The 11,306-nt window shown below is 74.8% G+C and carries 9 protein-coding genes; 2 read left to right on the plus strand and 7 right to left on the minus strand.

Features of this window, described 5'->3' with window-relative positions; genetic code table 11:
* Positions 1-54 precede the first annotated feature (54 nt).
* The 5 genes from ABZS42_RS31445 to ABZS42_RS31465 all read right to left on the minus strand — a co-directional run bounded on the left by ABZS42_RS31445 (position 55) and on the right by ABZS42_RS31465 (position 6,845).
* Entirely contained in the window at positions 55-3,771 is a 3,717-nt protein-coding gene (locus ABZS42_RS31445; RefSeq protein WP_355151535.1) for a S8 family serine peptidase, read from the minus strand.
* Between the two features lie 262 nt (positions 3,772-4,033).
* Positions 4,034-4,918: an NAD kinase gene (locus ABZS42_RS31450; RefSeq protein WP_355151536.1), complete on the minus strand. Its 885-nt coding sequence runs from the start codon at positions 4,916-4,918 to the stop codon at positions 4,034-4,036.
* 94 nt (positions 4,919-5,012) lie between these two features.
* Complete coding sequence (locus ABZS42_RS31455; protein WP_355151538.1) at positions 5,013-5,867, minus strand: TlyA family RNA methyltransferase; 855 nt, start codon at positions 5,865-5,867, stop codon at positions 5,013-5,015.
* 13 nt (positions 5,868-5,880) lie between these two features.
* Entirely contained in the window at positions 5,881-6,192 is a 312-nt protein-coding gene (locus ABZS42_RS31460) for a hypothetical protein (RefSeq protein ID WP_355151540.1), read from the minus strand.
* Positions 6,189-6,845 carry a hypothetical protein gene (locus ABZS42_RS31465; protein ID WP_355151541.1) on the minus strand — a complete coding sequence of 219 codons (657 nt, stop codon included), beginning with the start codon at positions 6,843-6,845 and terminating at the stop codon, positions 6,189-6,191. The genes ABZS42_RS31460 and ABZS42_RS31465 overlap by 4 nt, the downstream gene beginning before the upstream one ends.
* A 113-nt stretch (positions 6,846-6,958) precedes the next feature.
* Here ABZS42_RS31465 and ABZS42_RS31470 point away from each other — a divergent pair, with 113 nt between their 5' ends.
* Positions 6,959-7,297, plus strand: coding sequence for an SCP2 sterol-binding domain-containing protein (locus ABZS42_RS31470; RefSeq protein ID WP_355151543.1), 339 nt, complete (start codon positions 6,959-6,961; stop codon positions 7,295-7,297).
* A 117-nt stretch (positions 7,298-7,414) separates the two neighbouring features.
* Here ABZS42_RS31470 and ABZS42_RS31475 read toward each other — a convergent pair whose 3' ends face one another.
* On the minus strand, positions 7,415-8,434 hold the full coding sequence (locus ABZS42_RS31475; RefSeq protein ID WP_355151544.1) for an HAD-IIA family hydrolase: 1,020 nt from the start codon (positions 8,432-8,434) through the stop codon (positions 7,415-7,417).
* Positions 8,431-9,450, minus strand: a complete 1,020-nt coding sequence (locus tag ABZS42_RS31480) for a Replicase polyprotein 1ab (RefSeq protein ID WP_355151546.1) — start codon at positions 9,448-9,450, stop codon at positions 8,431-8,433. The genes ABZS42_RS31475 and ABZS42_RS31480 overlap by 4 nt, the downstream gene beginning before the upstream one ends.
* Between ABZS42_RS31480 and ABZS42_RS31485 the strand changes: the two genes are divergently transcribed.
* Complete coding sequence (locus ABZS42_RS31485; protein ID WP_355151547.1) at positions 9,361-11,031, plus strand: hypothetical protein; 1,671 nt, start codon at positions 9,361-9,363, stop codon at positions 11,029-11,031. The two genes, ABZS42_RS31480 and ABZS42_RS31485, sit on opposite strands and share 90 nt — an antisense overlap.
* The last annotated feature ends 275 nt before the right edge of the window (positions 11,032-11,306 follow it).

Here is an 11,306-nt window from a genome sequence, read left to right on the forward strand (position 1 = left end):
GGGCTCTGACACCGGTGGTGGGGGCGGGACGGGCCCGTCCCGCCCCCACCCGCGTCAGCGCAGGCCGTACGCGTCGATCACGGTCTGGTCGACCGTGTTCCCGGCCCGGTCGCCGGCGTGCACCCGCAGCGACACCGTGCCGTGTCCGGCCGGCACCGTCGCCGTGAACCGGGTGCCCGAGCCCTTCACCGACGCCGGCCGCCAGCTGTGGCCACCGTCGAAGGAGACCTCGACGCGCAGGGTGGTGCCGGCCGGCTCGACCGTCCCCGCCGGCTGGCGCAGGGTCAGCCCGAGCTTGTGCGCCTTACGGCCCGCCACCTCACCGTGCAGGTCGGCCGGCACGTCGTAGTCGACCTGAAGCAGCGGCAGCGGCTGCGCCGCGTCCCCGGTCGGCCGGGCCGAGGTGAACTGCCACGCCGTCTCCGTACGCGTGGCGTGCACCCACTCGTCCGAGGAACGCTCGGTGGTGACGTCCAGCCGGTAGCGCGCCGGACCCGGGGTGGTCGGCACGGGCGCCCAACCGCCGGACAGGTCGGCGATCTGCTCGCCGTCGCGGCTGAGCCGGGCCTGCACCGTGTCCCGCTCCTCGCCGGCGCCCGCCGGGCTGTAGTGGCCGTCGGCGTCGACGAACTCCAACACCCGCAGGTCGAGGTCGTCGCCGGTACGCGTCGGCGCCGGCCCACCGGCCGGAACGGCCGGACGCACCACCGGGGCGTACCAGCTCGTGGCGATCCGGTCGTCGGCGGCGTACCGGCGCGGCTGCTCGGTCAGACCACCGAGCAGCGGTCCCCACGAGAACTGCAACTTGTGCAGCACCCGCTGCTGCCACCACGAGTCACCGGAGCTCACGAACTCCTGCCGGGTGGTGCCGGTACGCACCATCCGCTGATCGTCGTTCCACGAGTACTCCTGCCACGGCCGCCAGCCGAACCGCTGCTCGGTGGCCCAGTCGGACCCGGTGTCGCCGTAGCGGGCGTCGACCTCGGCGGTGTTCGCCGCGGTCACCTTGTAGACGATCTTCTCCGGGACCCGCCCCTTCGACACCTGCCACACGTCGTACAGGTAGGGGCTGTCCACGGTCAGCGTCAGATCCACGGTCGCCCGGTCGGTCTTCGCCGCCGCGATCAGCTTCTGCCCGTCGTCGTGCGCCACCGCCATCGACGGGATGGGCAGGCGATCGCCGGTGGGGCGCCACACCGTCCACGCGCTGAAATCGGCCGGCCGGACGATGAACACCGCCGCCGCTCCGGCGGACGCCGCCGCGGCGATCTGGTCGTCCTCGGCGCGGTCCGCGCTGCCCTCGACGATGACGGCAGCGCCCCGGGCCCGGGTCAACTCGGCGGGGGTGCCGCCGCCGCCCCAGACGACCGGCAGCTTCCGCCGGCCGGCCGGCGCCGGTGACTGACCCATCAGGTTGATGTCCAGCGGCCCGGAGACCTCGCTGAACCTGGCGTCGACCATCGGCGCGACGAGCTGCCAGCGGGAGGAGAACTCGAACTCGCCCTGCCGCACCGGCCGGGTCGGCGTGACGTTGACCTGCTGCACGGTGCTGAACGCCATCGTGCCGTGGTCGACCTGACGGCCGTTGCCGAAGACCCGGTGCTCGTAGAAGCTGATGGTCGCGTGCTGCTCGGCCGGCTTCGGCGTCTCGATCCGCACCGGGGTGCCCTTGCGCGGGTCAAGCACCACCGTGAGGTCCCGGTCGACAGTCAGCTCCGGGTCGGTGACGAGGGTGAGCTGCTCGTCCAGCGGCGCGCCGTGCTCGAACAGCGCCTCCAGCAGGTATGGGCCCTCCTCGACCTGCACCTGCGACTCGCCCGGAACCCAGCCGAGGTAGTCGGACTCGGGGTGCTCGCCGAACAGGGTGAGCCCCGTCGCCACTCCGGGCTGCCCGGCCATGTCCAGCGCCTTCAGGGTGACGGTGTGCAGCGGACCGCTGACGGTCAGACCGACGGCCGTGCGTACGGCGACGCCGTCCGTGCCCGTGGCCACCAGCCAGCCACCGTGCGGGCCGCGGTCCAGCTTCGTCGGGTCGGCGCGCAGCGGGACGGCCACGCTGCCGCCGGCCGGCACGGTCACCTCGGTGCCGCCGAACGACACCCCGTCGGCCTCCTCCGCGCCGCTGTCCAGGTTGCGCAGCTGGAGCGCCAGACGCAGGGTCTGCGGCGCGCCGGTGCCGTTGCTGTACGTGACGGTCCGCTCGGCCACCGGGCCGCCGGTCGCCAGGCGGCCGAAGTCGGCGGTGGCCGAGGCGTACACCCGCTGGCCCAGCGCCCGGGCCACGTCGACCCGGCCGCCGCCCTGCTCGAAGACGGTCAGCTCGGGATTGTTCTTCGCGGTGCTGACCAGCGCGTCCTTGAGCTTGCCGGCGGTCCAGTCCGGGTGCTCCTGGGCGAGGATGGCGGCGGCGCCCGCGACGTGCGGGGTGGCCATGGACGTACCGGACGCGGTCGTGTACGCCTCGCCCACCGGCGTACCCATGCTGGTGCCGGCGGCGCGGGCCGCGACGATGTCGACACCCGGGGCGGTGATCTCCGGCTTCAGACCGTTGTCGCCGACGCGCGGGCCGCGGCTGGAGAAGTCGGCCAGGTCGTCGTTGCGGTCGACGGCGCCGACGGTGAGCGCCGAGGTGGCCGCGCCGGGGCTGCCGACGGTTTGTGCGGCGCCCTCGTTACCGGCCGCGATCACGAACAGCGTGCCGGTCTCGGCGGTGAGGTCGTTGACCGCCTGGCTCATCGGATCGGTGCCGTCGGTCGGGCTGCCGCCGAGGCTCATGCTGACCACCTTGGCGCCGGAGTGGGCGGCCCACTCCATGCCCGCGATGATCCCCGAGTCGTAGCCGGAGCCGGAGTCGTCGAGCACCTTTCCGACGAGGAGCTTCGCACCCGGCGCAACGCCCTTGCGCAGCCCGTCGGAGGCGGCGCCGCTGCCGGCGATGGTGGCCGCCACGTGGGTGCCGTGGCCGTGTCCGTCCCGGGTGCTGCCGCTGCCGGTGAAGTCCTGCGCCTCGGCGATCCGCCCGGCGAGGTCGGGGTGCGTGGCGTCGACGCCGGTGTCGAGGACCGCGACCTCGACACCGTTGCCGTCCCGGCCGGCCGCCCAGGCCACCGGGGCGCCGATCTGCGGCACGCTGTGCTCCAGCGCCGGGTGGACCCGCCCGTCCAGCCACACCCGGGCGATGCCGGCGCCGAGCCGCATCGCACCGCCGGCAGCGGTCGTACGGTCGGCCGGCGTGCTCCGCAGCGTGCTCCAGAGCTCGTCGAGCTCATCCTTGTCGACGCGCAGCGCGGCGCCGTTGATGCTCTCCAGCGGCCGGGCGGCGGCCCCGGCCAGCGGCCGGACCCGACCGGCGGCCGACTCCTGGTAGCGGACGATCAGCGGCAGGCTGCCCTGCGCGGCGTCGCCGTACCCCTGTGCGACGAGTTCCTCCACGTCGAACAGGTCGGCGTCGAGCACCCCGGCGGACACGTACGGCACGACATCGCTGGGCAGCACCCGCAGCCCACCGTCGGCCGACACGGTCTGGAAGGTGATCCGCTCACGACCCGGTCCCGGGTGGACCGTGGCGGCGACGCGGCCCGGGGCTGCCTGGGCGAGCTCGACCTGGTCACCGGTGATCAGGGTGACGCGGGTGGGCGCAGCGCCAGGGACGGGCGGGGCCGGGCTCGGGCCGGCGGGCCGGGCGGGCGGATCGGCTGACGCCGGTGCGGCGAGCCCGACAACCAGCGCCCCGACCGCGCCGGCGGCGAGCCAGCGTGGGGACCAGTGCATGAGATGCGCTCCTCTACTCCAGAATCGGCACCCCTCGGGGGCGACCGATCGGAGTCTGCGACGGAGATCACCTGGCGGTCACTAGTCGGCACACGCCGCACCGGCGACATGTCGCCAGGTGGACACATCAGCCACGACGGAACGACCGCCGCGTGTCCGACAGGTTACGGACAGCCTGGTTCGGGTCGCGCCGATGCGCGCAGCGGAAGGGCCGGGTGTCCGACCGGGGCCGGCGAGTGGGACGGGGCGTGGCCGGCGCCGCTCAGCGACGCGAGCCGCGCCACCCCTGCACCGGCAAGCCGAACTTGGCCACCAGCCGATCGGTGAACGGGCGATCCCGCGGCCGGACGATCCGCACCGGCAGCGCGCCCCGGCGCACCGTCACCCGGGCACCCGGCGGCAGGTCGTAAACCCGGCGGCCGTCGCAGCTCATGACCGCGAGCGTGGTGAACGGCTCCACGGTGATCGCGAACGTCGACGTGGGCGCGGTGACCAGCGGCCGGCTGAACAACGCGTGCGCGCTGATCGGCACCAGCAGCAACGCCTCCACCTCCGGCCACACCACCGGCCCGCCACCGGAGAAGGCGTACGCGGTGGAGCCGGTGGGGGTCGCGCAGACCACACCGTCGCAGCCGTACCGGGACAGCGGCCGGCCGTCCACGTCGACGAGGAGTTCGAGCATCTGCGCCCGCTCCCCCTTCTCGACGCTGATCTCGTTGAGGGCCCAGGACTCGATCGTCGGCCCGCCGTCGAACTCGGCGGTGACGTCGAGGGTGAGCCGCTCGTCGACCCTGTAGTTCCGGGCGACCACGTCGCGGACCGCACTGTCCAGATCGCCGATCTCCGCCTCGGCGAGGAAGCCGACCTTGCCGAGGTTGATGCCGAGCAGCGGCACCTTGGCCGGGCGCGCCAGCTCCGCCGCACGCAGGAACGTGCCGTCCCCGCCGAGCGCGAAGACGATCTCAGCGCCCTCGGCGGCCTCCAGGCCGGTGACCGGGACGACGCCGGGCAGGTCGAGGTCTTCGGCCTCCTCGGCGACGACGCGCACCTCGAAGCCGGCGGCGATCAGGTCGGCGGCGACCGCCCGGGCGTGCTCGGTGCTGCGCCGGCGACCGGTGTGGGTGACCAGCAACGCGGTCCGGGTCACCGGGCCCACCTCGTCGCCACGGGACGCCGCGGCGCATCCGCCTCGGCCCGGTGCCGGGCCGGTCGGCCCACCGCGCTACCTCCGCTGCTCGCGTTCACCCTGCGACCTCCTCCGCCGCCGCACCCGGCACGTCACCGGGCGTCACCGGGCCCCGCGGCCCGGCCGCCACCACCGCCCGCACCCGTTGCGGGTCGGCCGGCGGCGCGTCCCGGCGTAACCATACGAAGAACTCCACGTTGCCACTCGGCCCCGGCAGCGGGCTCGCGGCCACGTCGGCCAGACCCAGGCCCAGCTGCGCGGCGGCCGCCGCCACGTCGAGCACCGCCTCGGCGCGCAACTCCGGGTCACGCACCACCCCGCCGGCACCGACCCGCTCCTTGCCGACCTCGAACTGCGGCTTGACCATCAGCGCCAGATCACCGTCCGGTCTGGTGCAGCCGGCCAGCGCGGGCAGCACCAGCCGCAGCGAGATGAACGACAGGTCCGCCACGGTCAGGTCGACCGGGCCGCCGATGGTGTCCGGGGCGAGTGTGCGCACATTGGTCCGCTCGAACACCCGGACCCGTTCGTCGGTGCGCAGCGGCCAGGCGAGCTGGCCGTAGCCGACGTCCACGGCCACCACCTCGGCCGCGCCGGCGCGCAGCAGCACGTCGGTGAAGCCGCCGGTCGACGCGCCGGCGTCCAGGCAACGCCGGCCGGTGACGGCCAGCCCACCGAACGCCTCGAGCGCGCCCGCCAGCTTGTGCCCGCCTCGGGAGACGTACTCCTGGGCCGGATCCGCACCGGTGACCAGCAGCGCGTCGGCGGGGTCGACCATCGCCGCCGGTTTGCGGGCCGGTACCCCGCGCAGCTGGACCCGGCCGGCCTCCACCAGCGCGGCAGCCTGCTCACGGGAGCGGGCCAGGCCACGGCGGACGAGCTCTGCGTCCAGCCGGTTGCGACGTGCCATTCGTTCTCCGGTCTCATGCCTGGTCGATGCCGGCCAGGGTCTCGCGCAGCGTCTCGTACGCCGCCTCGTACTGGGCGACCTGGTCGGCCGGTGCGAGCGACGAGGCGTTGATCATCGCTTGCACGGCCGCGTCGACCGCGGGGTGCCCCTGCCCGTCGAGATCATCGGCGGACGGCGGCGCCGGGCGCGCACCGGACGTCGGCAGCCCGGGGCGCGCTCCCGGCGGTGGGCCGGGCCGCACGGCGGGCAGGCCACCGGACGGCGGCCCGGGCCGGGGTCCGGGCGAGCCGCCGGGCGGCGGACCCGGACGGTACGGGACGGTCACTCGGCACCGCCCGGCTGCTGCTTGCGAACGGCCTTCTTCGGCGGGTGCGCCGGTTCGGCGTCCCCACCGGTCGGACTGAGCGTCCCAGGTGAGCGACGCATCACGGCCTTGCCGGGCTCGGCCTTCTTCGCGACCGCCTTCTTCGCCACGGCCTTCTTCGCGACCGTCTTCTTCGCCGGCGGCATGGCGACCGGGGCGGAGAGCGACCCGCCGGACGGCACCGGACCGGCGGAAGGCGGCGGCCCGCCGGCCGTCGCGTCGCCGCTGGGCGTCGCTGGCGGTGCGGGAGCCTGTGGTGGGCCGCCGGCCGGCGCGGTCCGGCTCGTGCCGGCTGCGGGCGCGGCACCGGCCGAGCGCGCCTCCCGCAGCTGCCGCTCCAGGTCCTGCACCCGCCGGGTCAGCTCGGCGACCTCTTCGGCGGTGGCGAGCCCGACCCGGCCGAGCGCACGGTCGACCTCGAAGCGGACGAGCTTGGTCAGCGCGTCGCGATTCGCCACGCCGGTGGAGACGAGTTCCTCACCGAGCGCCTGGAGCTGGGCGGCGGTCGTGCCACCCGAACCGACGACCCGACGCACCACGTCCTGGGCCTTCTTCCGGGGCGCCTCCGTCAGGCCCATGGCCAGCTCGAGGTAGGCGCGCCACGCGTCCTGCATGCCTGAGTCCTTCCGCGGGGCGGGGTGTGCAGGTGTCACGCTACCGGGCACCGGTGACCGACCCGTGCGGTACGGTGCCGTGGACGGCGTGGCTCACGGTGAGGAGACGACGAGTGGCCAGCGTGGACGAGTGTCGGCAGGCGTTGCACGAGCTCGCTGCCCGGCTGGACCACAACGCCGAGACGGTGCGGGAGCGCGTCGACCTGGACCGCACGCTCGCCTGCCGGATCACCGACCTCGGCACCGCCTTCCACGGTCGTCTCACCGGCGGCCGACTGATCGATCTGACCGACGGCGACGACCCGAAGGCCAAGATCGCCCTGAGCACCAGCAGCGACGACCTCGTCGCGCTGGTGCGCGGCGACCTCGACATCGGCCGGGCGGTCGCCTCCCGCCGCGTGTCGATCAAGGCCAATCCGTTCGACCTGATGAAGCTCCGCAAGCTGCTCTGACGACCGGCACGCCGAGGCCAGCGGAACGTCTCGTGCCGGCGACGCCCGCTCGGGCTTCGAGCGAGCGGGGCGCTGCCGCAACCCGGTTACGTCGCGGTGGACGAGGCCGGCGCACGCTCAGGCGGGAAGGCCGAGCGAAGCCAGGACACGAGCGACGTCCGCCGACGCGGCACGGATCGGGGGCACCGCCGGCGCCGACCAGGCCGCGGCGCACAAGGCGGCGAGCGCGTCCAGCGGCGTCCCAGCGCCGCTGAGCTCCAGCCCGCCGTCCCGCGCCGTCACCGACCAACCGCCGGCGTCCGTCGGGCCGGGCACCCGCACCACCGCCGCCGGGTCGAAGAGCCCGCCCAGGTCCCGCGAGACGTAGTTGGGCCGGCGCGCCGGCTCGGCGGCGAGCAACTCGGGTACGTCGCTGACGCCGGTGAGCACGAGCAGGCTGTCCAGCCCTGCTCTGCGGGCACCCTCGATGTCGGTGTCCAGCCGGTCGCCGACGACCAGCGTCCGGCCACCGTCGACACGACGGGCGGCGGTGGCGAACAGTTCCGGCTCGGGCTTACCCACCACCACATCCGGGTCCCGGCCGAGCGCGGTACGCACGACGGCCACCAGAGAGCCGTTGCCGGGCAGCGGACCCCGAGCGCTGGGCAGCGTGCGGTCGGTGTTCGTGGCGACCCAGATCGCGCCGGCCCGGACCGCCACCGTGGCCTCGGCCAGGTCGGTCCAGCCGACCTGCGGCCCATACCCCTGCGCCACCGCCCGTGGGGAGTCCTCGGCGCGGTCGACCGGCACGAGCCCGACCGCGGCCATCTCGGCACGCAACGCCTCGGCGCCGACCACGAGCACCGGGGCACCGGCCGGCAACCGGTCGCGGAGCAGCTCCGCGGCCGCGGCCGCGCGGGTGAGCACCTCCTCCGGCCGGGCCGGCACACCCAAGCCGGTGAGCAGTTCGGCGACCTGGCTCGACCGGCGTGAGGCGTTGTTCGTGGCGTACGCGACCGCCCGCCCCTCGGCGTGCAGCCGGCCGACGGCCTCGACGGCGCCGGGGATCGGCCGGTCGATCAGGTAGATCACGCCGTCGAGGTCGAAGACGACCTGGGCGTACCCGTCGACCAGCCGCGCCCCGGCGTTTCCCGTCACCGGGCGACCGGACCCGTCTCGTCGTCACCCGCCGGAGCCTCCGCCCCGCCACGCGCGGCGAGGTCCGGGTCGTCCGGCCCACCCCGGCCGACCACATCGTCACGACTCACCCGTTCGCCCTCGGCCGGCCGCGCCTCGTCCTCGGAGTCGTCGTCGTCAGCGTCGGCGGGGTCGTCGTCCTCGTCGTCGTCGGAGTCGTCGTCGTCAGCGTCCTCGTCGTCGTCGGAGTCGTCGTCCTCGTCGTCGGAGTCGTCGTCCTCGTCGTCGGAGTCGTCGTCCTCGTCGTCGTCGGAGTCGTCGTCCTCGTCGTCGTCGGAGTCGTCCTCGTCGTCGACGTCCGGCTGGGCCGGCACCGCCCCAGGCGTACCGGGACCCGCGGCGATCTCCTCCGCCGTCTCCTCGTCCTCCTCGTCGCCCTCGATGAGCACGCCGTCGAGCTCGAGCAGCCGCTCGGCGGCGTCGGTCTCTCCGTCGGTGTCCACCTCGGCGGCGCGGGAGAACCATTCCCGGGCCTCTTCGCGGCGGTCGGCGGCGAGCAGCGCGTCGGCGTACGCGTAGCGCAGCCGCGCCGTCCACGGCTCGGTCGTGTCGCTGGTCAGCTCGCGCACCTGGAGCATCGCGACTGCGGCGTCCTTCTGCCCGAGGTCACCGCGCGCACCGGCGGCGACGATCAGCAGCTCGATGGAGGTCGCGGGGTCGAGGGCGTCTCGGTCGGCGCCGCGGAACAGGTCGATGGCCCGCTCCGGGCGGCCGAGCGCGCGCTCGCAGTCGGCCAGCACCGCGATGTGGCTCTGCAACCCGGTCATCCGGTGGTACGTCCGAAGCTCGGCGATCGCGGTCTGCCACTCCCCCGCGTGGTACGCGGCCAGCCCGACCGCCTCGCGTACGGCGGCGATCCGGGATGCCAGCCGGCGGGCAGCCAACGCATGTGCCAGCGCCTCGGCCGGGTTTTCGTCGATCAGCACACCGGTCGCGACCAGGTGCCGGGCGACCGTCTCGGCGACCGGCTTGGCCAGCGAGAGCAGCTCGGCGCGGACGTCCTTGTCGAGATCGGTCGCGACGATCTCGTCGGGCAGCGCGGGAGCCGCGCCGCGTTCGCCCGCAGCCCGCTCCGGCCCGCCCTCGTCGCGACGGCCGCCGTAGCCGCCCTCACCCCGGCGGTCCTCGAACCGGCGCTCATCCCGGCGCGGCCGCTCGCCGCCCCGGAAACCACCCTCGCGGTCCCCGCCTCGGAAGCCACCCTCGCGGTCGCCGCCGCGGAAGCCGCCCTCGCGACGCTCACCACCGCGGCTGTCACGGTCGCCACCGCGGAAACCGCCCTCACGGCGCTCACCGCCACGGCTGTCACGGTCGCCACCGCGGAAACCACCCTCGCGACGGTCCCCGCCTTGGAAGCCGCCTTCCCGACGGTCACCGCCGCGGAAACCGCCCTCGCGACGGTCCCCGCCTTGGAAGCCGCCTTCCCGACGGTCACCGCCACGGAAACCGCCCTCACGATCGCCGCCCCGGAAGCCACCCTCACGGCGCTCACCGCCACGGCTGTCACGGTCACCACCCCGGAAGCCACCCTCGCGACGGTTACCGCCCTGGAAGCCGCCTTCCCGACGGTCGCCACCGCGGAAACCGCCCTCAGGGCGCTCACCGCCACGGCTGTCACGGTCGCCACCGCGGAAACCGCCCTCGCGACGGTCGCCGCCGCGGAAGCCACCTTCCCGACGGTCACCGCCACGGAAACCGCCCTCACGGTCGCCGCCGCGGAAGCCACCTTCCCGACGGTCACCGCCACGGAAGCCACCCTCGCGGTCGCCGCCGCGGAAGCCACCTTCCCGACGGTCGCCACCGCGGAAGCCACCCTCACGGCGCTCACCGCCACGGCTGTCACGGTCACCACCGCGGAAGCCACCCTCGCGACGGTCCCCGCCCTGGAAGCCGCCCTCACGGCGGTCGCCACCACGGAAGCCACCCTCACGGCGCTCACCGCCCCGGAAACCGCCCTCACGGCGCTCACCGCCACGGCTGTCACGGTCACCACCGCGGAAACCGCCCTCGCGGTCGCCACCGCGGAAGCCACCCTCGCGGCGCTCACCGCCACGGAAGCCACCCTCACGGTCACCACCGCGGAAACCACCCTCACGACGGTCACCGCCACGGCTGTCACGATCACCACCGCGGAAACCGCCCTCGCGGCGCTCACCGCCACGGAAGCCACCCTCACGGTCACCACCGCGGAAGCCACCCTCGCGGCGCTCACCGCCACGGAACCCTTCGCGGTCGCCACCGCGGAACTGGGCGTCCCGGTCGGCGGGGCGGAAGCCACCCGGGCGGTCGCCGGAGCGGAACCCGCCGGCGCGCTCGCCGCCGCGGTAACCGCGTTCACGGTCCCCTCCGCGGAAGCCGCCCTCGCGGCGGTCGCCGCCACGGAAGCCACCCTCGCGGCCACCGCCGCGCTGCTCACCGCCGCGGAAGCCCTGCGAGTCCCGATCGGCGCCACGGCGATCGCCGCCACGGGACCCCTGGTCCCGGTCGCCCCCTCGGAAACCCTCACGGCGGTCGCCGCCGCGGAAGCCGCCCTCACGGTCGCCGGCGTACCCACGTGAGCCGCCGCGGTTGTCGCGGTCTCCGCGGTACGGCGGCCGGTCGCGGTCGTCACGCCGCGGCGTCCGGTCACGCCCGCCCGACCGGTCCGTACGGTCGTCTTGACGGCGGGGGCGGTCGCTGCCCTGCGGTCCTGAACTCACGGGGTACATCCTTCCTGATTGCGCCACCTGCGGCGCTACGCAGTCGAGGGCCGACCCGGATGGGGGGGCCCCCGACCGGAAAAAATTACGGCGGGGGGGGACACTACCACACCCCCCCCCGTGGAGGAACCAAC

The sequence above is a fragment of the Micromonospora sp. NPDC005367 genome, assembly GCF_040606825.1.
GTDB lineage: Bacteria > Actinomycetota > Actinomycetes > Mycobacteriales > Micromonosporaceae > Micromonospora.

Excerpts from the sequence above, each read along its gene's own strand:
- ABZS42_RS31485 (WP_355151547.1), top strand. The coding sequence starts at position 9,361 with ATGTGCCAGCGCCTCGGCCGGGTTTTCGTCGATCAGCACACCGGTCGC.
- ABZS42_RS31465 (WP_355151541.1), bottom strand. The coding sequence starts at position 6,845 with ATGCAGGACGCGTGGCGCGCCTACCTCGAGCTGGCCATGGGCCTGACG.
- ABZS42_RS31455 (WP_355151538.1), bottom strand. The coding sequence starts at position 5,867 with ATGGCACGTCGCAACCGGCTGGACGCAGAGCTCGTCCGCCGTGGCCTG.
- ABZS42_RS31445 (WP_355151535.1), bottom strand. The coding sequence starts at position 3,771 with ATGCACTGGTCCCCACGCTGGCTCGCCGCCGGCGCGGTCGGGGCGCTG.